The sequence below is a fragment of the Pseudoalteromonas sp. MT33b genome, from assembly GCF_014117385.1.
GTDB lineage: Bacteria > Pseudomonadota > Gammaproteobacteria > Enterobacterales > Alteromonadaceae > Pseudoalteromonas > Pseudoalteromonas lipolytica.
Map to the genome: position 1 here is coordinate 2,456,630 of NZ_CP059831.1, position 21,679 is coordinate 2,478,308.

14 protein-coding genes are annotated in these 21,679 nt (G+C 42.6%); 9 read left to right on the top strand and 5 right to left on the bottom strand.

Annotated features, from left to right (window positions below):
* The first annotated feature begins 34 nt into the window (after positions 1-34).
* Positions 35-2,074, top strand: coding sequence for a S9 family peptidase (locus tag H3302_RS11170; RefSeq protein ID WP_075593766.1), 2,040 nt, complete (start codon positions 35-37; stop codon positions 2,072-2,074).
* 35 nt (positions 2,075-2,109) lie between these two features.
* On the opposite strand, the gene H3302_RS11175 is transcribed toward H3302_RS11170, so the two are convergent.
* A complete protein-coding gene (locus H3302_RS11175; RefSeq protein ID WP_065978599.1) occupies positions 2,110-3,240 on the bottom strand; it encodes an ROK family transcriptional regulator in 1,131 nt (376 codons plus the stop codon).
* A gap of 153 nt (positions 3,241-3,393) precedes the next feature.
* On the opposite strand from H3302_RS11175, the gene fucP reads away from it, so the two are divergent.
* The 5 genes from fucP (at position 3,394) to H3302_RS11200 (ending at position 8,518) form a co-directional block, all read left to right on the top strand.
* The gene (fucP, locus tag H3302_RS11180; RefSeq protein ID WP_182395233.1) at positions 3,394-4,674 is read left to right on the top strand and encodes an L-fucose:H+ symporter permease; all 1,281 of its coding nucleotides are present in this window, start codon (positions 3,394-3,396) and stop codon (positions 4,672-4,674) included.
* A 247-nt stretch (positions 4,675-4,921) separates the two neighbouring features.
* Positions 4,922-5,227: a hypothetical protein gene (locus tag H3302_RS11185; protein WP_075593808.1), complete on the top strand. Its 306-nt coding sequence runs from the start codon at positions 4,922-4,924 to the stop codon at positions 5,225-5,227.
* A complete protein-coding gene (locus H3302_RS11190; protein WP_075593768.1) occupies positions 5,224-5,604 on the top strand; it encodes a hypothetical protein in 381 nt (126 codons plus the stop codon). The genes H3302_RS11185 and H3302_RS11190 overlap by 4 nt, the downstream gene beginning before the upstream one ends.
* A 278-nt stretch (positions 5,605-5,882) precedes the next feature.
* The gene (locus H3302_RS11195) at positions 5,883-7,766 is read left to right on the top strand and encodes a propionyl-CoA synthetase (RefSeq protein ID WP_182395234.1); all 1,884 of its coding nucleotides are present in this window, start codon (positions 5,883-5,885) and stop codon (positions 7,764-7,766) included.
* A gap of 182 nt (positions 7,767-7,948) precedes the next feature.
* A complete protein-coding gene (locus H3302_RS11200) occupies positions 7,949-8,518 on the top strand; it encodes a DUF2799 domain-containing protein (protein WP_083202730.1) in 570 nt (189 codons plus the stop codon).
* Here the strand turns inward: H3302_RS11200 and H3302_RS11205 are convergent.
* Together H3302_RS11205 and H3302_RS11210 are read right to left on the bottom strand one after the other, a co-directional pair.
* Complete coding sequence (locus tag H3302_RS11205) at positions 8,504-10,186, bottom strand: sensor domain-containing diguanylate cyclase (protein ID WP_065978602.1); 1,683 nt, start codon at positions 10,184-10,186, stop codon at positions 8,504-8,506. The genes H3302_RS11200 and H3302_RS11205 overlap by 15 nt on opposite strands.
* A gap of 112 nt (positions 10,187-10,298) precedes the next feature.
* Positions 10,299-11,615: a DASH family cryptochrome gene (locus tag H3302_RS11210; RefSeq protein WP_182395235.1), complete on the bottom strand. Its 1,317-nt coding sequence runs from the start codon at positions 11,613-11,615 to the stop codon at positions 10,299-10,301.
* 244 nt (positions 11,616-11,859) lie between these two features.
* Between H3302_RS11210 and H3302_RS11215 the strand changes: the two genes are divergently transcribed.
* Positions 11,860-13,497: a hypothetical protein gene (locus H3302_RS11215; RefSeq protein WP_182395237.1), complete on the top strand. Its 1,638-nt coding sequence runs from the start codon at positions 11,860-11,862 to the stop codon at positions 13,495-13,497.
* On the opposite strand, the gene H3302_RS11220 is transcribed toward H3302_RS11215, so the two are convergent.
* Positions 13,494-13,967, bottom strand: coding sequence for a VOC family protein (locus tag H3302_RS11220; protein ID WP_182395238.1), 474 nt, complete (start codon positions 13,965-13,967; stop codon positions 13,494-13,496). The genes H3302_RS11215 and H3302_RS11220 overlap by 4 nt on opposite strands.
* Positions 13,968-14,091: 124 nt before the next feature.
* Positions 14,092-17,652, bottom strand: coding sequence for an ImpA family metalloprotease (locus tag H3302_RS11225; protein ID WP_182395239.1), 3,561 nt, complete (start codon positions 17,650-17,652; stop codon positions 14,092-14,094).
* 223 nt (positions 17,653-17,875) lie between these two features.
* On the opposite strand from H3302_RS11225, the gene H3302_RS11230 reads away from it, so the two are divergent.
* Both H3302_RS11230 and H3302_RS11235 read left to right on the top strand, forming a co-directional pair.
* Positions 17,876-18,700 carry an alpha/beta hydrolase gene (locus tag H3302_RS11230; protein ID WP_182395240.1) on the top strand — a complete coding sequence of 275 codons (825 nt, stop codon included), beginning with the start codon at positions 17,876-17,878 and terminating at the stop codon, positions 18,698-18,700.
* 479 nt (positions 18,701-19,179) lie between these two features.
* Positions 19,180-21,549 carry a TonB-dependent receptor domain-containing protein gene (locus H3302_RS11235; RefSeq protein WP_036966763.1) on the top strand — a complete coding sequence of 790 codons (2,370 nt, stop codon included), beginning with the start codon at positions 19,180-19,182 and terminating at the stop codon, positions 21,547-21,549.
* Positions 21,550-21,679: the final 130 nt, after the last annotated feature.

Genomic DNA, 21,679 nt, shown 5'->3' on the forward strand with positions numbered 1-21,679 from the left:
GGATGAAATTTTACGGCTAAAAAAAGACGCTAACATGCAATTAAAAAAACACTTCATTATTGGGGCCAGTTTGCTGTGTGCTGCAACAACAGCGCAGGTTTACGCGAACGACAAATTTGTTTCTGAGGATATTTTCCAACTTGAATACGCGGGCGACCCGCAAATAAGCCCTGACGGTAAAAAAATCGTTTATGTGCGAAGTGGCTACGACATCATGAAAGATGGTAACAAACGCAGCTTTTGGCTTTACGATTTAAAATCAGGGCAACACACTCCACTTTTTTCTGATGAGCACAATTACAGTCAGCCAACGTGGTCGCCAGACAGCCAAAAAATTGCGTTCACCAGTAATAAAAGTGGCTCAAACCAATTACACGTTTACTGGTTAGCACAAGACAAACAAGCACTGTTAACGCAATTACCAAAATCAGTAGGCGACTTAACGTGGTCACATGACGCTGAGCACATTGCTTTTACAATGAGCATTCCTGAAGGTAAATCGGCGTTTGCGAAATCGGTTAAGTTACCAAAAAAACCGAAAGGTGCCGATTGGTCAAAACCGGTCAAAGTCATTGAAAAAGCGCGTTACCAAGCCGATGGTGCTGGTTTCTTAGAACCCGCTTATCGCCATGTATTTGTGATTCCTGTTTCGGGTGGTACACCCCGCCAATTAACGTCGGGCAACTACCAACACCGCGGTCCATTAGCATGGGATCCAACCAATACCAAAGTCGTCTTTTCTTCAGACCGCCATGACGAGTGGGAGTACCGCACCACTGAATCTGATTTATACGAAATAAATGTAAAAACGGGTGAACTTACGCAATTAACAGACCTTCCGGGTCGTGAAAGTAACCCTCATTACGCTAAAGATGCAGACGAGCTGGCCTTTATTGCCCGTGATAACGCCCCCGTGCCTTACATAAACTCGACACTGTCGGTGCTTGACTTAGATGATAAGTCAGTAAAACACCTAACAGAAAAGCTGGATCGTTCAGTGGCTGACTTCAAATGGTTTGGTGATGGCGATTTTGTTATTCAGTATGATGACTTCGGTAAGCGCAAGCTTGCTAAAGTATCAAGCCGCGGTAAAGTCACCGATTTAACCGACACGGTCTCAGGCACCTCGATAGGTCGCCCGTATGTCAGTGGTAGCTTTAGCATGGCACGCAATGGTGCCATTGCCTACACGACCGGCAGTGAATACCGCCCTGCTGATTTAGGTTACTTGTACAAAGGCAAAAACAAAACGTTAACCTCGTTAAACGAAGATGTTTTAGGCCACAAAAAACTGGGCAAAGTGCACGAACTGAATGTGAAATCACAATTTGATGGTCAAGCAATTCAAGGCTGGTACATCACACCGCCCGACTTTGACGAAAGCAAACAGTACCCACTGATGGTTGAAATTCACGGTGGTCCTCATTTAGCCTATGGCCCAAGTTTTACAGCCGAACTGCAACGCTATGCTGCTGAAGGTTATGTGGTTGTGTATGTAAATTACCGTGGTTCAACTAGTTACGGTAAAGACTTTGCCTTACTTCTTGATGGTAAATACAGCTCAAAAGAAGACTTTGCCGATCATAATACCGCCGTGGATGCCATGATTGAAAAAGGCTTTATTGATAAAGACAACTTGTTCATTGCTGGTGGTTCAGCAGGCGGCATTGCAACGGCGTATGCGGTGGGTTTAACAAATCGCTTTAATGCGGCTGCTATCACAAAACCGGTTATCAACTGGTTAAGTAAAACGCTAACAGCCGACAGCTACATTGGTCAAATTCGTAACCAATTCCCAGGAATGCCGTGGGATAATGTTGAACACTATTGGCAACGCTCGCCTCTGTCTTTAGTGGGAAATGTGACAACACCTTCACTGATCATGACTGGCGAAGAAGACCGCCGTACACCGATTTCTGAATCGGAGCAATTCTATCAAGCTTTAAAACTACGTAAGGTCGATACAGTACTAATACGTGTTCCGGGTTCACCGCATGGTATTGCGGGTCGTCCATCACGGATGATTTCTAAAATTGAATACACGCTTGCGTGGTTTAATCAATATAAGAAATAATCATTTTGAGCAGTAATGGGGTGACTCATTGCTGCTCAAAAATAATGATGACTAAGCGCAAGTTGAGCACTGCCTATTGACTGCGCTTTTTCACCACAGACCCCAACACTAACGTCACACAGACGCAGCCCTCTGCTGTCTAAGCGTGCAAATGCTTCAAGTGTTAATTGCCTTACAACATCCAATGCGTCTTTTGGTAACGGTGAGTCGATAACAACAGCCTGCATATCTAATAAACTTAAACTGTGATGCATTGCCACACTTATCGCCTCAGCCGCCTTTTTAAGCCAAGGTAGTATCAGGGCATAATGTTCTTTAAATTGACTATCTGTAAGCTGATACACCGATAAATTTAACTGTGCAGCGTCAAACTGTTTTTGTAATTCTAGCAACGAGCATAACGTAAGCAACTGTTCATGCTGAGCATTTAACATTGAACCGATTGCGCCCGCGTTGCCACTTTTACCCTCAAGAAGCTGGCGGTTAATCACGACCGCGCCACCTAAAAACGCACCCAAATAAACATATAAAAAATCACTGTAATTTTGACGATTACCTAGGCTAAGCTCTGCGCAGCACGCCGCATTATTGTCATTACTGATGTAAACGGGTAGCTCAAATTCAGTTTCTAGATACGTTTTTAAATCGAAATGTTGCCATTCAAGTAATTGCGCTTGTTGCTCAGGATTCTCAGCATGCCAATGCCAAATATCAAAAGGCATTGCCACTCCTAAACCACATACTCGCGTGCTTAAGTCACAGCCTAACTCTCGCAATAGCTGTGGGATATTGGTTTTCAAAAAAGCCTTGAGTTCGTCAATGTTAGGCACATTGACCTCAACGGATACACTGGCTCTTTGCGTGCTTTGTAAATCAATTACAATCAAATCAAAACGTCGGCGTCCAATCTTTAAACCAAAGCTAAAAGCGCCATCAGGATTCAGCCGAAAAGGCACACTTGGCTGCCCTACTCGCCCTTTTACAGGGGCATCACGAAGCAATAATTTATCTTCTTCCAACTTATTAATATTCACCGTAGCAGCTTGTGCAGATAACGAGAGCGCTTTCGCTATTTGTGCTTTGGGCAGCGTTTCACATTGCCTAATCAAGCTCAAAATAGCTCGTTCATTATTACTTCGCCTTGTCGGCAATAAACTACGCTTCATAGCATCCTTCTTAATACGGTTAAAGACCCACCTATTAGACCTTTTTGCCATACTATCCGCTAGTTAAAATAATAAATCAACTATGTTGATTTATTATCTGGAGTCGTGAATACTATCGGCCACAACAATATGAACACAACAATCTGGTGATCTATGCCAACACAATCAGCTATTGTATCGCGCCAAATGCTATGGCCATTTATCTTGCTCGCCACCTGTTTCGCTGCATGGGGTACAGCAGCAAACATGACCGATCCTTTAGTAAAGGTTTTCAGTAAAACGTTTTCGATGAGTGCGCTGCAATCAGCATTGGTGCAATTTAGTTACTATGGCGCTTATTTTTGCTTAGCGTTGCCTGCGGCTCTAATTAATCGTCGTTTTAATTACAAAACAGGTCTGCTGGTTGGTTTAGCCATGGCCGCATGTGGCGCGTTGTTGTTTTATCCGGCGAGCCAAACAATGCTATACAGCCACTTTTTACTTGCTTTATTTATTCTGGCTGGCGGGTTATCTATTTTAGAAACCTCTGCAAATCCTTATGTAATGCAGCTAGGGTGCGAAAAATCGGCCACTCGCCGCCTAAATTTGGCGCAAGCATTCAACCCAGTGGGCACCAATATCGGTGTATTTCTGGCCGCCACGTTAATTTTACCCAGTTTAAATCAGGCCGATAATGCACACCGAGCACTCATGAGTGAAAGCCAATTAAAGGCGATTGTGAGCAGTGAGCTCAGTGCAGTGATGGTGCCTTACGTGGGGATGGCGGGTTGTTTAATCTTATTATGGCTGTGTATCTTTTTTAGTAAATCTCCTAAAACAATAACGCACTCCCACACCCCATCACGCAATTTAACAAGCGCTTTTAAAACCTTATATCAAAATAAGCATTATCGTTTTGGTGTTGTTGCGCAGTTTTTTAACGTTGGAGCGCAAACATGTGTCTGGACCTACACTATTGGTTACACCATGGAGGCACTCACAACAAATGAAGTCACTGGGGGTCAGGTGCTACAGTATTCGATGCTCGTCTTTTTAATTTCTAGGTTTATTATGACGTGGCTCATGCGTTTTTTGAGTGGTGCTAAATTACTGCGGATTATGGCCTTAGTCGCAGCAGCACTGTGTGTTTTGGTTATCACTCAAGTTAATTTACTGGGAGTGGTGGCACTTGTGAGTATTTCTGGCTGCTTATCGCTTATGTTTCCGACTATTTATGGCACGGCACTCGAGGGACTCGGCGATGATGCAAAAATTGGCGCTGCAGGATTAGTAATGGCGATTCTAGGGGGTGCATTTTTACCGTTACTCCAAGCAACATTAATTGATACATTGGATACGGCCAGCTCATTTATTATTCCTCTTCTGTGCTTTTTAATTGTCTCTCTTTATGGCCACCATACTCGGGGCACCAAAAATACACGTAAACACGAATAAGTAGTAACAATACGATATAAAAAATAAGGCGCTGAGCGTAAATCAGTGCCTTATCGTATTGTACTTTATGAGTATAAAATGTGAAAATTAGCGCCTTTATAACTACCTAAAAGTAAGTATGAAATCGCTTAAGTCCGCTTTACAACCCCACATGTCTAAACTGTGCACTCAGCGCATTTCATATCATTTCAGCTTTTTTTTAGTTAAGTATATTTGTTTCTTTTGTGGCTGCTTTTTAAGCTTTATTTTGCACGATAAATTCAATGTTCCCATTGTAGTGGCCGCAGCTGGCACTGGGTTAATTGGCACTTTTATTCCTTTTTCACGCGTGTATAAGTCTCACCCCTATGCAGCTATTTATGCGGGCAGCTTTGCGGGTATGTGCTCATCAAGTTTAATTAATAATTACTGGGAACTGGGTTTAATTTCATTTTTTGGTGCGAGCTTATATGTCATGACAATGAATCTTTTTGCTGGTTTTGGTGGTCGCTTAGGCAGTGTCGCATTTGCCAGTGTGGCTCTTTACATGTTTACGAAAAGTGCGTTTTTATGAACCTCGCGATTACTTTACTGTCAATATTTGCCGCATTTGGCACCTATCTTCTTGCACAACAAAATCGCTTTGACGGCATCCGCGCCTCGGCCTCGTTAACAATTATTGCTTACTGTGTGATGGTTTATATCACCCCTCACGCAGATTTATACAGTGTGGCATTTTTTGGCGGCACTTTTATTGGCATGAGTGCCCCTAAACGCTTTGGTATTTTTACCATTACCATTGCAGCCTTACTTTTTTCTCTTCTTTTTGAGTATCTTGTCCCACTTTTAAATGGCTATGGTGGGGCTTTGGGGATCAGTGCATTTCTCGCCGTGTGTCTATGCCATATTGGTATATTGCTGGGTGCTCCACGCAGTAAAAAACCACATTAGTTTTTTACTTTATGCTGCAACAAGCACGCTTATTCTTACACACATTCACACCAACACTTTAACCTTATTAATTAAAAAATTATTAAGATTAAAACACTGCTAACAACCCTGTTATCGCCTCTCAGGCCTTGATTAAGTGCAGACCAAGGTCGCATATTATTTAACCAAAAAAGCGCCTACATTTTAAATATCCACGCTCCCACGTGATAGCACTTAACATTGCATCTTCAAGGGGAGCGGATATAAATCTCTCACAAATAAAGTATAGGAGCCTCTTTATGTCGGGCGAATATCAACAACAATATCAACAGTTTCAGCGCGATCCCGGTCAGTTTTGGCTTGAGCAAAGTAAACGTATTGCGTGGTTTAAAGCCCCCAGCGCACCGTATCAAAACGATGAAAACAATTTTTATCATTGGTTTGCCGATGGCACGCTTAATACCTGTTATTTAGCACTTGATCAGCATGTAGATGCCGGTTTCGGCGAACAAACAGCATTAATTTACGACTCACCCGTTACAAACACAAAACAAAAAATCAGCTACTCAGAATTGCAAAGTCGCGTTGCAACATTTGCAGGCCTAATGCATTCATTGGGCGTTAGTAAGGGCGATCGCGTGGTTATTTATATGCCGATGATCCCCGAAGCGGTTATTGGCATGTTAGCGTGTGCACGACTAGGGGCTATTCACTCGATGGTTTTTGGTGGTTTTGCACCCCACGAACTTGCCGTGCGTATCGATGATGCAAAACCTAAACTTGTGCTTAGCGCATCATGTGGGGTCGAAATCAATCATGTCATTGAATATAAGCCACTGCTTGATGAAGCCCTTGAAACCGCAAAGCATCATGTTGAACACTGCATTATTTACCAGCGTGAACAAGCAAAAGCCGATATGCAAGCAGGTCGCGATATTGACTGGCAATCGGCCAGCGATGCAGCCGATCCTATAGAGCCTGTCGCAGTAAATGGGGATGACCCGCTTTATATCCTTTATACCTCAGGTACCACAGGCACGCCAAAAGGCGTGGTGAGAGAAAACGGGGGGCATGCAGTTGCAATGCATTACAGCATGGAGACGGTTTATGGCATGAAGCCGGGCGAGGTATTTTGGGCGGCTTCCGATATCGGGTGGGTAGTCGGTCATTCATACATCGTCTATGCACCTCTTATTTATCGCTGTACCACCGTTTTATATGAAGGCAAACCCATTAGAACGCCCGATGCCAGCGCATTTTGGCGTGTGGTAGAAGAGCACAAGGTAACCGCGTTATTCAGTGCACCTACCGCATTTAGGGCTATCAAAAAAGAAGATCCAACAGCCGAAGGCTTTAAAAAATACGATACCTCCTCGTTAGAACGCTTATTTTTAGCCGGTGAACGCCTTGACCCTCCGACGTATGAGTGGCTTAAAGAGCACACGGGATTACCGGTGCTAGATCATTGGTGGCAAACAGAAACAGGCTGGGCCATTGCTTGTAATCCAATTGGCATTGAGCAGCTAGGCACAAAACCTGGCAGTTCAACGGTGCCCACACCGGGCTTCGATGTGCAAATTTTAGATATGAATGGTGAGCGTTGCGCACCAAATGAAAACGGTGCAGTTGTAATAAAACTGCCTTTACCTCCGGGTTGTTTACCCACTATCTGGCAAAATGACGCGCGTTTTAAAGCGGGTTACTTGAGTGAGTACCCTGGTTATTACCTCTCTGGTGATGGGGGTTATATTGATGACGATGGCTATTTATTCATTATGGGCCGAACCGATGATGTGATTAATGTTGCGGGTCATCGCCTATCCACGGGGGAAATGGAAGAAATTGTCGCGGCTCACCCTGCCGTTGCTGAATGTGCCGTTTTTGGTGTAAGTGATTCACTAAAAGGGCAATTGCCAATGGCGATGATCGTTCTAAAAGATGATTACCTCGGTGATAGCAAAGAGGTTGAAAAAGAGTTAATCCACGCTGTTAGACATCAAATTGGCGCAATCGCCTGTTTGAAAAATATTCTGCATGTTGAACGATTACCTAAAACACGTTCAGGGAAAATTCTTAGAAAAAACCTTCGTCAATTAGTCGATGGGGAAGAATTAAACATTCCATCAACGATTGATGACGCCTCTATTTTTGACGAGATCAACCAACAACTAAACAATCGCTAAATGCTTTTGTAATGTTACCAAAGGCCTTTTAATAAGGCCTTTATACTTTATTGAAAGCCACGCTATGTATTATTTACCCTACCGAGAATAAGCTGCTTTAAAATAAAACTAAACGTACCCAAAAAACGAATAACACGCTAAACTTATTGAACTTATTTCGTATTTTTATGAGCCTTAAACACATGAAAAAATGGCTTTACCCTCTTTTGCCTTTGGTTGTTTTAACGGGTTGTACATCACTGAGTAAAGATGAATGTTTGCAAGCAAATTGGTATGGCATTGGCTATCAACATGGTGTTAATGGCACCCAATACCAAGATGGCGTAAATGCGTTAGCACAATGCAGTGAGTTTGGCGTACGTGCAGACATAAGCGAATATAAATCGGGTTATGATCAAGGTCTCAATGTGTATTGTGAACCCGAAAACGGCTTTACGTTGGCCATGCAAGGCATGCCTTATAACGGCGTGTGTAACAGCACTGCGTTTCGTAAAGCATGGCAAGAAGGTAACGACCGCTACCAAGTACAGCAACGGCTTATTGATATCGATGATCGTATAGAAGAAATTGATCGTCGGCTACATACTATTCGTGCTGAACTAAACAGTAATCAGCTCGATAATCAACAGCGTAAAAACCTCTACCATGAGCGTAAAAGTTTAGAAGATGAACGTAATGACTTGCGCAAAGAACGGGCGCTATTGCCGCTACTCAATAAACTGCCCAGTGTTGAAATATCAACCGAATGGTAACGATTTTGGTATCGATTTCATCTTATACATTTGCTTATCAGCCATGGTAAGCAACTCTTTCACATTTTTGCCATGATGCGGATACAGCGCAATACCAAAACTTGCGCTGACAGGCTGGGCAGTGGCATAGTTTTTTGCAATTACTTCCACCGCTTTTTGACAACGCAATGCAATTTCTTCGCATACTTCAGGCTTTGCTAAACTAGGTAGTACAATCACAAATTCATCACCTCCTATGCGTGCAAGAATATCTTGCTCACGTAGCTGTAACGCTATCTGCTGGCTAATCGTAAGCAATAAACTATCGCCTTGTTCATGCCCAAAGGTGTCGTTAACCAATTTAAAATTATCAAGATCAAGGTAAATTAACGCAAACTTAGGGTTATTTGCCGTTGTACTTTGCGTGATTGCACGTAACTGAATATCTAACCCTCGCCGATTAAGTAACTTAGTAAGCGGGTCTTGATTAACCAGCTCAGTTAATAATTGACGTTTTTCAACTGCCAGCGAAATATCATCAAAGGCACCTATGTAATGACTTACACATCCTTTTTCATCATATAAAGCATCGATAGAAAGCAGCTCTGGGAAAATTTCGCCCGATTTACGCTTGTTCCACACCTCCCCCTGCCAGCGACCTTTACTCAGTAGTGTTGCCCACATTTGTTGGTACACTTCTTTTCCTTGTTTTTTAGCTGAAAGTATTGCTGGACTTTGGCCTACCACTTCAGATTTACTGTATCCGGTTATTTGTTCAAATGCGGGGTTAACATCGACAATGCGTGGCTCTGGGGTTGTAATTAAAATTCCTCGACTGGTGGTTGAAAAGACGGCGGTTAACAATTTTATTTTTTCATTACTCGTCACTTCTTCACTGACATCTTCTAAGTAACCATTCCACTCAAAACAACCATCATGGCGCGCAATAGGCGACGATTTACCTTCAACCCATATGAGCCCTTTTTTTGGGTGATTTACCCGATAGATTTGATGCCAGTCACATAATTCAACTCGCGAACGCTCAATACTTGTCAGCACACGAGGCAGATCATCAGGGTGTATTACCTGCATGGCAAAAGCATCAGACTCTTTCAATTGGTCTGACGTACAGCCATAAATTTCTATTACTTTTGACGTTGTGAAAGGAAATGAACCGTGACCTTTTTTATCTATTACGTACTGAAAAACAAGGCCCGGTAAGTTATCAGTAAATTTTTGCAGTTTGTTATGTAAAGACTCTATTTCGCACTCTTTTCGCCACTGATTGGTTATATCTATGTGAACGCCAAACATCCATTCAGGATCCCCCTCTTCATCCCATGTTTGCACTTGGCCTTTGTCGAGTACTTTAATCCAGTGCCCTTTTTTGTGCTTCATTCTGACTTCGCATATATAGCGCTCAGTTTCGCCACTAAAATGGGCTTGAAGGTGTCGATGCGATTTTTCGAGATCATCAGGGTGTGCATGCGCAAGCCACGTATCAATAGATACCGGCTGTAAGTCAGCTAAACTATAACCAATAATTGCCGCCCATTTTTCATTAAAAATGGTTTCACCTGTTTTTATATTCCATAGCCATATCCCCGCATCGCTACTATCAAGTATAAGCTGGGCGATGTCTATTCCGAGCTTCGACTGGATCCCCTCGTATCCTTTACTAAATGCCATAGTTAACCTTTTGAGTTGGATCACGGTGAAAAAGTAAGCCTTTATTTCTATTTTAGATAACAAAATAAAAAAAGACTAAAAATGACATTTAGATTTTTGATTTAAATTAAAATTACTCATTTAAGGGCCAATCTGCAGCATCGTATATATCAACAACACGACTCACTGTTTTATCACCCTGCCATTTGCGAATATAACACCCTGTTGGGTCATATAATGCCGTTTGCTTATTAATGTGGAAATGACGCCCACCTCGCGGATCCACGCCAACTCCTGCAATATATTGCCAGTTACCCCAGTTCGCAGCGACATCATAGTCAATGAGCTGTTGCTCAAAGTAAGCCGCTCCAAAACGCCAGTCAACCGCAAACTCATTGACCAAACAACTGGCTGCAATTTGCCGCGAACGATTCGAAATATAGCCCGTCTCATTGAGCTCATGCATTATTGCATTGACCAGTGGAAAAGGTGTGGTTCCTTGGCGCCAAGATGCAAAACGTTGACTATTAAATGTTGTTAGCGGCGCTGTTTTTTTCTGGCCTTTAAAGCGAAATAGCTGTCTGCCAACATGCTTAGCATGCCACTTAAAATACTCACGCCAGAGTAATTCAAATTTAATCCAATACGTTGACTCATTCGCACCATTTATATGCTCATAATGTTCAACCTCAGCATACACTTGTTTTGCACTAATAGACCCATCCGCAAGCCACAAACTAAACTTAGTCGTGTTACTGAAGCCGTCTAATTCATTACGTGTTTCTTTGTAGCAGGCCGGTGCGGGCGATGAAAAATAGTGCTGGCAATGTTGTTGAGCAGCAAACAAGCCACCAGACACACTTTCAGGCTCTGTCACTGCATCTGGGATTGGTTGAGCTGGGCAAAGCTGCACTGGTTGTGGCAAACGCGAAACTGCATCACGCGGTGCAGCAATAGCCGCAGGTTCTGCTTCAACTTTTTTACGAAAAGCCGTGAAATTTTTTGGTAAATCGGCAACTGAGAACGGTAAATCAGGTGCTGTAAATAAAGTGTCTTGCTGGTAGGTTTTAATGTCAAGTTCTGGGCATAACTCAGTTATTTTTTTAAGCTGTTTTTGCTCGTAATAGCCCACTTGCTCTGTACAGACAAGCGTTGAAATACCATGTTTTTTTATACGTCCGTGAATAACCACTTCGGGCTCACCTGTGACCACATGTAAGGTTTGCCCAAGCGCCTCCACAGCGTTAGAAAAAGCCTGTAGGCTCTGTATTAAAAAACGATATCGATGCTTACCAACAGGCCGTTGCTGATAATTGCTTTGTTTAAACCACCTAGGCTCAATCACATAAACAAGGTCAAGTTCACCGTTAAAGTGTTCAAGTTCAGATAGTATGACGTTATCACTCATTCTTAAGTCATTTTGCAGCCAATATAAAACGCGCTTTTTCATTGTTTACTCTATTAGAAATCTTAATAAATCATACGCAAGCCAGCCTTTTACCGATTAATTTCACGCTAACGCATTATCTAAATCAAAAGTTATCAAGCTCTTACAATCTTCAACTAAGTTTCAGTTTTAGTTAAGTTTTTCTTAAGTTAGTTCTTTTATGCTTTCAAAATGAAGCGTTTTTAACGACTTAGGTTGATGTAGCATGACAACCTCATCGCTAAGTATTAAGTAGGCATAGTTCCAAATGTATAAAATAACACCTGTTTTATTATTCACATGCACTGCTACAGGGACAGCTTATGCAAACGAGCCTTTAAGCTTAGATGTCGTCTGTGAGGTAAAAAGCAAACCCACTGCTGAGTTAAGCGAAGACAAAGACATCACTGTTGATAAACTCAACATTGATACACATACTATTTTTGATCCAAACGATCCTGAAACGACCGCCCTACACCGCTTTATTAACTGGTTACACATAGATACCAAAAACAAAGTTATCAGTGAGCAAATTACCTTTAAAGAAGGTGAGCAAGTAAGTGAGCGTCAGTTACAAGAAGCAGAGCGTATTCTGCGCAATAAAAAATACTTAAGAGATGCCAAAGTTAGCTATACAAAAGATTGCCTTGTGGATGAGCCTAAAGTTGTACAAATAGATACCTGGGATACCTGGAGTTTATTACCAACCGTTAATTTTGGGCGAAGTAGTGGCAACAATAAATACAGCTTGGGCTTTAAAGAAGAAAACTTTTTAGGGTACGGTATTCGCGCATCATTAAAGTATAAATCTGATCACGAACGTTCGGGCTTCCATTCAGTACTGCAAATGCCAGTACCTTGGCAGCCTCATGCGACCCTCACTTTACAAGCTGATGATTACGATGACGGGCAAGTCTTTTTAGTGGATTATCATCAGCCTTTTTATCAACGCAGCAGTGACGCACTAATGCGCTACTTTGCACAATCTCAAAAGAAAAAAAGTTATATCTATCAAAATGGTATAACTCGTTCAGAGTTTTTTACTGATGAATTAATCGCCCAGTTTGCCTATGGTGGTATTTTATCGCAAGACAGTCAGCAAACCTTCCACTGGCTTGCAGGGATTGACTACCAAGATGTCAGCTACCGCCCTTTTCAAACAGAACCTTTACTTGCAGGTCTCAACGATTACAGCATTGCTGCACCTTGGCTAGGATTGCATTGGTTAGAAGACAATTACGCTGTGTTGCACGATATTGACCTAATAAACCACAATGAAGACGTTAACCTAGGCTGGGAGTTAAACTCAAAGTTTGCCATCGATACGGTTAATTTGGGGCAAGGCTTTTTATTTGATACTAACCTCACCAAAGCGTGGTTTAACAATAATGCCTTGTATCGGTTTGCCACAGGGGTCAAAGGCAATATTGGTACAGAGCTTGATGACCGCTTAGCGCTTTATTCAAAAGCACAAATGAACTATCGCTGGTCAGACTCATTTGCTTTTTATGCGCATGTAAATGGTCATTGGCAAAACCATGAATTTGCTGATAAACCGCTGGCTGTTGGCGGTGAAGAAGGCATGCGTGGTTTCCCAGAAAGTTATCAACATGGTACTTCAAGCATACAAGCAACGGCGGAACTAAGAATGTACCCTAATATTAATTTGTATCAGTTCGTAGATGTAGGCTTTGTTGGCTTTGTTGATGTAGGCCAAGCATTTGGCAGCACTGAAACTGCGAATATATCAGATTCAATGCTAACCAGTGCAGGTCTTGGTATTCGCCTATATTCATCGCGCTCAAGTAACGACAACGTTATACATATCGACTTTAGTACGCCACTTGGCAGTTACCAAGAGGTTGATTCATGGCAAATAGGAATGTCGGTTGAAACAACTTTTTAAGCATCCTGCTCTTTACTCATCAACTCGCTCATACGCTGCATCAACTCTTGCTCACTGAGGTCTTCTTTGTGTGTGCCTATGGTCCAAATATGACCAAAAGGGTCTTCTAAGGTCCCAGCTCTGTCGCCATAAAACTGATCGTGAACTGGGCGCAGCTCTTTTGCACCCAGCGACAACGCGTTGGCAAATACAGCGTCAACGTCTTCAACATACAGCATAATACTCACAGGTGTACCACCAAGCTGATGTGGAGACTTAAACTGCACATCGGGGCACATATCTGAAAGCATGATGTAGGAATCGGCAATTTTAATTTCGGCATGTGCCACGCCACCGTCTGGTAAAGGCATTTGCATCACCAGTTCAGCAGCAAACGCTTGCTTATAGAACTCTATTGCCTTCGTGGCACCTTCAATAATCAAATAAGGCGTTACCGCATGGTAACCTTTAGGTATTGCAGATATAGCCATATTGAACCTCGTGTTGGAACATGTCTTCTCTAAAGGTAGCAGTTGTTCACAAAATCACTAGCTTATGTACAAAAACGCCCACGAACATTCATGATCGCAGGCGTTTTTTAGCAAGGTTTATTGGTTATTCAGGCCAGCTTTGCTCCCCGTCAACAGTAAGCATAGGATGACTAAGCGTTGTGCAATAGCCTGTCGCAGAAGAAGCAAAATAAACATCACCCAACACCGTGTAGCCTTTGGATTTCACTTGCTGCTGTGCTTTATCTGAGGTTGCCATGCCCCACATGCTGAAGTAGTCGCTCAAATCGAGCTCTGTTACTTCTGACAACGCTATTAATAGCCAATCATTGTTACCTATGCTCTGTGCCTCCGACAAACTGTAGTTCGAAAAACCAAGCCCATCTTTTTGTGCCTGCCAATTAGCATCACTGTTATCAGCTAGATTAAAAGCCCGTTCAATAATGTGTAAACGCGGATACAGATGCCAGCCGTTTTCAAGCGTATTGTATGCCTGTGCCGCCATCATAATTTGTAAGTAAATTGCATGGCTTTGTGACCACTCTGACATTGCCAACTCTTGCATATAAGCATAGGGATTAGCCGTTTGCTGACTGGCCTGTAAGTGATTAAATAAACCTTCAAATGGCAAGTTTTGACACGACGCCGAGAATCCCGTTTCATCTTCAAATTTAGACTTACTGTAATAAGAGTAAAAATTGGTATTGGAGTGACCACCAAAGCCTTCGATACGGAATCGGTCTTTTTCAAGACCATGGCCTAACTCATGAATATCGCCATGCCCAGTCGGATTAAAATTCCACCCCGCGTCATACGGGTTACCCGAGCAGCCCCAGCCGCATGTGGGTTGGTCGGCATTCATGTGCTTAACAATATCAATGGTCTGTATTTCAAGATTGCGTGCACTAGCAAAGTCATGAATTTCGGTAACTACATCAATACCTGGGCCTTTAAAACCCGCTAATACATGCGGGTAGTTATGAGTATAACGCTCCACGGCATGGGCAAAGTCAGAGGCAATTGACCAGTAACCTTCGTTGATCGAAATACGCATTTTCTCAAGCTTTGAGTGTACTTCAAAACCGCCAGTTGCTACTTCGGCCCAATCGTAGTCGCCTTTTTCAAGTAGCTCAGCAAAACGTGTATCATCGCTGCTGCTTCGCCAATACGGATGCTCACCAACATTGTTAAATTCAAAGCTGACGTCTAAATCATTTTGATCGAACGCAATTTGAATTGGCCCACCATAGGGTGAGGTAAAGTACACGGTTTCATTGCTTGTCACTGGCACATGCACCGACTGCAATTTAGCAGGACGATTATAACCATTACTGCTCATATAGTGCGTTGCGCCATCACGTAAGGTATTTACAAACACCTTGGTGTTAACGGCTTGGTTGTCGGTGCGCTTTATCGAGAATGTTTGCCCGGGCAGCGCATACACACCTGTTGAGCGAAAATGCGCTTTACTTTGCATGTTTACTGTCACGCTTTTTGGCGTTACATGGCTAAAGTCACTGCGGCTAAAATTTCCCATATCACTTTGGGTTGGGTTCACTTTACGCACATTTAATACCGCATGATCAGCAAATAACGAACGAAAAAAAGCATTATTATCAGTACTGAGCTTATCCATCGGAAAACGCACATCTTGGCGATAATGATCGCCAAGCAGCGCTAATAATTGATAAAAGCGATAGCCTTGCTCTGCAAAAATATCGGTTTTTGCTTGGTCAAAGCCTCTAAATAATGAGTTAACTTTAGTGGCTGCATCGCTGAATTGTTGCTGGTATTGACTATCACTCGGACAACTACGGTTATCACAGGTGCTTAAATCTACAGTGAATTCACCTGTTTTAAAGCGGTTCAATAGGGCTTTAATGGTGAGCACATCACTCGGTAGGCTGTTGCTGATTACACTTGGGTTCCATTCTGCGAGTTCTAATCGGTGCCAATAGTTATCACCAGCAACACTGACATGGAATAACTCAAACAAGGCGTTACCCAACGCTGTTTGACTACCATCGCGCTGAACATAAATCACGGCAATATCATTCGCTAGCGCCTGCTTTACTGCTGCAACCACATTATCAATATTTAATCCTTCGCGTTCATGCTGAGATATAATTAATATATCAGTGTCATCAGTTAAACATCCCGCCAAGGCATCGTTATCACAGCTGGCTTTCTCGTTATAACGAACTCGGTCCTTGTAATGCGTATCGAACCATTCTCTAGTGAGAATGCGGTCTTGAAAATAATAGCTCTGATCAAGCTGTGCCATTACAAGGTTAAGAGGCTGCTCTTCAGTTGCTTCTCTGCCTGCAAGCCAGCTATGGCTGTTTTTCAAAAAGCTGAGCATTTGCTCATTAATCGTATTGCGATACGGGTTACTGCCGAATACGAGGTAGCGGCCGCGCTGTGCATCACTGCTACCCACCACGGCAAGGTTTCTTACTTTTGCTTCATAACCTTCTTGCCAGCTATTATTGGTTAACAGTACGGGCTCATTAAATGGATAAGTGGCCCTTAACAGCGTTGCATCCCATGTTGGATACCAGCTTAGTGCATCCAAGGGTGACTGTGTGTCTAAACCAAATAAACGATTTTTAATCGTTTGAAAGCGCGCTTTGTGAGTGTCAATTTCATTCAGTGCCGCATCAAGTAATAAATCACTGTTTGGCACATCAAGGGCGTTTCCCGATGCAAGAGCTTGTGCCACATAACTTTGCACTATGTTTAACACAAATTCATAGTTCGCGTGTTCACGTGAGTCACTGGCTGTGATAGTGAACCGAAGTTCACCTACATCCTCATCGCTAGGCGTGCCCGATAAGGTATTTGTTTGCGCATTAAAGCTAAGCCATGCAGGTAAACCTGCCACCGTTAGGCTTACCTCATCATTGTCAGTGTCATTATGGGTAAGCGTTAAACTAAATGCGTTTTCTGCACGCGCCTCTGCAGCGAGTGGGCTAATGTTAGGCAATGAATTAGCGCGAGGGGTCACAGTAAATATTTGCTCAGCAAGCTGCGATACTTCACCATCTGAATAACGAAAACGAATGAGCTGCTCGCCACGGTCAGTAAATGCAGGAGTCCCCGAAAAGCGCTGAGTGTTATTATCAAAAATTAACCAATCAGGCTGTGCAACGTCACTCACTATAATCGTATCGTTTTGTGCATCGCTAAATGTGAGCTGATAAGCGTAGGCTTGGCCTTCATTCGCATTAGCTGGCGTTGAAGTAAGCGTTGGCGATGTGTTTTCTTCCCGCGCTTTCTCCACCGTAATATCAATCAACAGCTGTGCTGATAACTGCCCATCCGATACATTAAACTCTATGTTTGAAAACACGCCTGCCTGCTCAGGTATACCGCTTATCGCCCCCGTTGCTTTATCAAAATTGACCCAATTAGGTAAGTTGCTCACCGAAATTGTGAGTGGATCATTATCTGGATCAGACACTTGTGGGTTAAAGTTTAGCGTATCGCCGACCTTTAACGTTTGTGACTGCCCACTGATTTGAGGTGCTTGATTTTGCGGTGTTTCAGTGACCGGAGGTGTAACGGGCGTTTCTTGTGGCTCTGAACCACCGCCACACGCCGTTACTAAAGCGAGTATTGCTGTGCTTAAAAGCGCATGCTGGTATGAAGAAAAAGGTTTGCTCATTAATCTTATATTCGATGTATACATTTTTTTAACATTATAAGGGGATGAGCCACACTATTAACTCGCACGAAAGACGTAAATTGACAACGCTATCAAAACATTTTCAAAAAATAGCCGACTCAAGTAAGTTCTGAATTTTCTGAGTGTGCGTCATGTATTAAAATAACCTTACTAGGGCTAGTATTAATGAAGGAATAAACGAGCAATTTGAATTTGGAAAACCATGAAATCTATTAGCGTGATATGTATCACTTTATTCTTTTTAATAACCAGCTATCCCACAAAAGCTGACATTGCTATAAACGCCACCCCTTTTGACTTTGCCACAACCCTAAGCTTTAACTCTGAAGTGTTGCATCAAGTTCGCTCTATAAATGTGTATTTGCCGCAAAGCTATGAAAAAAATACAGGCAAATATTATCCGGTCATTTACTTATTAGATGGTTCTAAAAATGAAGACTTTATTCATATAGCGGGCCTGGTGCAATTTGCGAATTTTTCATGGATCAAAATGATCCCCGACACCATTGTTGTCGGGATAAGTAATATTGATAGAAAGCACGACTTCACCACAAAAAGTAACAACCACTTTGACCAGCAAGAACTTCCAAGCCATGGGGGGGCTGAACAATTTATCCATTTTTTACAGCATGAATTAAAACCATTAATCGCCAAAGAGTACCGTACTAACGGCACAGAGACCCTAATAGGTCAATCTTTAGGGGGCTTGCTTGCAACTGAAATATTGTATAATCACAGTGCGTTATTCGATCATTACCTAATCATAAGCCCAAGCTTGTGGTGGGACGATGAGGCGTTATTAAAAAGCCAATTTAAACCAAATCACCCTCCTAAATCGGTGTACATTGCAGTTGGCAAAGAAGGCCATGTAATGGAGCGAGTTGCGAAAGAATTATACAAACAACTTGCTCATTCACTTAAAGACAAAAGCCAAGTGAAATTCCAGTTTTTCTCCGAACATGAGCACGGCGACACATTGCATTTAGCGGTTTATGATGCCTTCAAAGACATCGACTACACGCGTTGAGTCATCGCTATAACCAGCAATAATGCCTAACCATTTGAACTTATAATTTTAGCCACTTAAAACAAAGCGGCTAAAAGCGTTACCGTGCAAATATGGCTCTCGGTTGTTCGTGTAAGCGCAAGCACGTGCCGAGTTCAGTATGTTTTTGGCAGGCTTTGGCATCTCATGTTTTTATAAAACAATTTATAAAGGAATTTATAACTCATTAAAATTTATAACTCATTAAAATTTAAACGTTTAAACAGCGTTTCGTAAGCTTATTCCCCCACTTCACTTTTTCAATTACTTTTCTGCCATTACTTTTCTGCAATAAAAGTAATGATAGTTAATTACCCGCTATCAGCCCCTTTTTAAATAAGCGCCGTGGAAAGCTGGCTTTAAAACAAACACTCAAATGCGAATTATTCTTGATCTTATTTGTGTTTTATATACTATAACCGCCATCTTATATGGACTAACAAAAAAAATTGGGATCAACAATGAAATCAATAAGACTTAGCTTATTAACTCTGGCAATTACCGCACAATTTTCAGCAATAGCAGATGATGCAAAGCCTAAGCAAGACATGGAACATTTAGTTATTACAGCCACTGGTTTTGAGCAAAAAGTAACTGAAGCACCTGCAAGTATTTCAATTATCACAAATGAAGATATTAAATCTCACGCCTTTACTTCAGTGCTCGATGCAGTGCAGTATTTAGAAGGCATCGACATTGGTACAACCCGCGACAAAACAGGCCAAGGCAGTGTGAGTATGCGTGGTTTAACAGGTGAATACACCCTGCTATTGATCGATGGTAAACGTCAAAACAACCACGGTGATATATACCCTAATAACTTTGGTGGTAACGCCTTTAATCACGTGCCGCCGGTTGACGCTATTGAACGTGTTGAGGTTATTCGCGGCCCTGCATCGACACTTTATGGAGCAGACGCACTTGGTGGTGTTATTAATATCATCACTAAAAAGCACACTGATAACTGGAGCGGTGCAGTGTCATTTAGCCGTTCATTACAGCAAAACGACGACTTTGGTGATGACATAACCACCGACTTTAGCGTGATGGGTCCGCTTATCAAAGATGTTTTAAGCTTAGGTGTGCGCGGCAGTATTTATGAGCAACAAGCCTCCTCGCCAACATTTGAACCTGCGGTCGATCCTAATGGTGTAGTGCATACTCGCTCACTTGGCTTTGGTAGTGGTGGTCGTACTGTTGATAATACCAACGAACAATACGGCTTTACTTTAACTTACACACCTTTTGATTCTCATCATTTACGGTTTGATTATGACAACTCAAGCCAAGTGTATGACAACACGCCAAGCTACGATATTGAATCAGGCACTATTACTTACCCTTTAGGCACTAAAGATAATATTGAATCTATTTGGCAAGACAGCCGCGGTCAGGTTAATCCACGTGCAGGTTATGCCGCCGATCAAGAGTTTGACCGTGAGTGGTGGTCATTTAGTTATGATGGTGAGCTTGAATGGGCCACTATTAAAGCGTCGGTATCGTATGTTGATACGCAAAATAACGGCCGCACTTTGCCTCTAAGCGTTAGTGAGCGTATAGAGCTGCAAGCTATGTACGATGGCACTGGCGAATATGAAGGTATGGATGAGCAAGCACGTAAAGATTTAGCCGAAGACACCTTCTTACCCCGCCCAGCTCGCCCACTCGAAAGCAGTCAGTACACGTATGATTTACGCTTTGATATTCCAATCACTGGCGGTTTTGGCAGCCACAATTTAGCGATTGGTGGTCAGTTAATTGATGGTGAGTTAAAAGATGGTGTATTTGGTCTTGAAAGTGACCAAGCCGGTCAAGTTCAAGAACAAAACATGTACTCGGTGTTTGCCGAAGATAACTGGATGGCAACCGATAACTTTACTTTCACTTTGGGTGCCCGTTACGACGACCATGATGTATTTGGCAGCCAAGTATCACCCCGTGTGTACGCTGTGTACAACTTATCCGACACTTGGACTTTAAAAGGCGGTGTTAGCACTGGCTATAAAACCCCACAAACAACCGACCTATACGACGGTATTACTGGTTTTGGTGGTCAAGGCACCAGCCCATTTGCTGGTAACCCAGACTTAGAACCAGAAACCAGTGTTAACTCAGAAATCGCGCTTTATTGGACATCACTTGAAGGTGATCACAACATCAATGTCACTTATTACAACACTAAGTTCGAAGATAAAATAGCCCGCGGCGATACCATTTTAAGCTGTGAGCAAACCAATGGTGTGCGCCCGTGTGTTAACTTAGGCCAATACGATCAACTGGGCTATGACAGCTACAGCCAAAAAATTAATATTGATGAAGTTGATCTACAAGGTGTTGAAATTGCAGGCCAATATACACTAACCAACACGGTGTCAATCAATGGTAACTACACATGGACTGACAGCGAACAAAAGAGCGGACCAGAACAAGGCAAACCATTAACTAACAGTGCTGAGCACATGGCCAACTTAACGCTAAACTGGGAAGCCACCGACTCAATCAACCTTTATTTACAAGGTGTGTATCGCTCAGATCGTTACCGTGGCTGGGATAACGTGCACGATAAAGCGCTGTATTACAAAAACTACAACCTACTTAATCTAGGTGCACAGTTCTATGTTAATGAGTACGTGCAAATTAACGCTCGCGTAAACAATTTACTCGACGAAGATTTCACCTCTTATAGTACGAGCTATACCGACTTAAATGGGGATGGAGAGTACGAGTACCTAACAGGTCGTGGCGTAGTGAGTGAAGTCACTTTCACTGATGACTACAACGTAAAAGATAAAAGCCGTAATTTCTGGATTGGCGTTACCGCTTACTTCTAATATTTTTCTCCCTGAATATAGGCAGCACTCACTGTTGTGCTGCCTACTTCGAGCAGGTCATCCGACTGTCACTAAACTGCCAACAATGCCATTTATACTTCATTAACCTGCGTAAGCCTGTTAGTTAAAG

Coding starts and splice junctions, on each gene's coding strand:
- H3302_RS11200 (WP_083202730.1), top strand. CDS start 7,949: ATGAAAAAATGGCTTTACCCTCTTTTGCCTTTGGTTGTTTTAACGGGT.
- H3302_RS11170 (WP_075593766.1), top strand. CDS start 35: ATGCAATTAAAAAAACACTTCATTATTGGGGCCAGTTTGCTGTGTGCT.
- H3302_RS11175 (WP_065978599.1), bottom strand. CDS start 3,240: ATGAAGCGTAGTTTATTGCCGACAAGGCGAAGTAATAATGAACGAGCT.
- H3302_RS11195 (WP_182395234.1), top strand. CDS start 5,883: ATGTCGGGCGAATATCAACAACAATATCAACAGTTTCAGCGCGATCCC.
- H3302_RS11190 (WP_075593768.1), top strand. CDS start 5,224: ATGAACCTCGCGATTACTTTACTGTCAATATTTGCCGCATTTGGCACC.
- H3302_RS11210 (WP_182395235.1), bottom strand. CDS start 11,615: ATGAAAAAGCGCGTTTTATATTGGCTGCAAAATGACTTAAGAATGAGT.
- fucP (WP_182395233.1), top strand. CDS start 3,394: ATGCCAACACAATCAGCTATTGTATCGCGCCAAATGCTATGGCCATTT.
- H3302_RS11225 (WP_182395239.1), bottom strand. CDS start 17,652: ATGAGCAAACCTTTTTCTTCATACCAGCATGCGCTTTTAAGCACAGCA.
- H3302_RS11220 (WP_182395238.1), bottom strand. CDS start 13,967: ATGGCTATATCTGCAATACCTAAAGGTTACCATGCGGTAACGCCTTAT.
- H3302_RS11205 (WP_065978602.1), bottom strand. CDS start 10,186: ATGGCATTTAGTAAAGGATACGAGGGGATCCAGTCGAAGCTCGGAATA.
- H3302_RS11215 (WP_182395237.1), top strand. CDS start 11,860: ATGTATAAAATAACACCTGTTTTATTATTCACATGCACTGCTACAGGG.
- H3302_RS11235 (WP_036966763.1), top strand. CDS start 19,180: ATGAAATCAATAAGACTTAGCTTATTAACTCTGGCAATTACCGCACAA.
- H3302_RS11230 (WP_182395240.1), top strand. CDS start 17,876: ATGAAATCTATTAGCGTGATATGTATCACTTTATTCTTTTTAATAACC.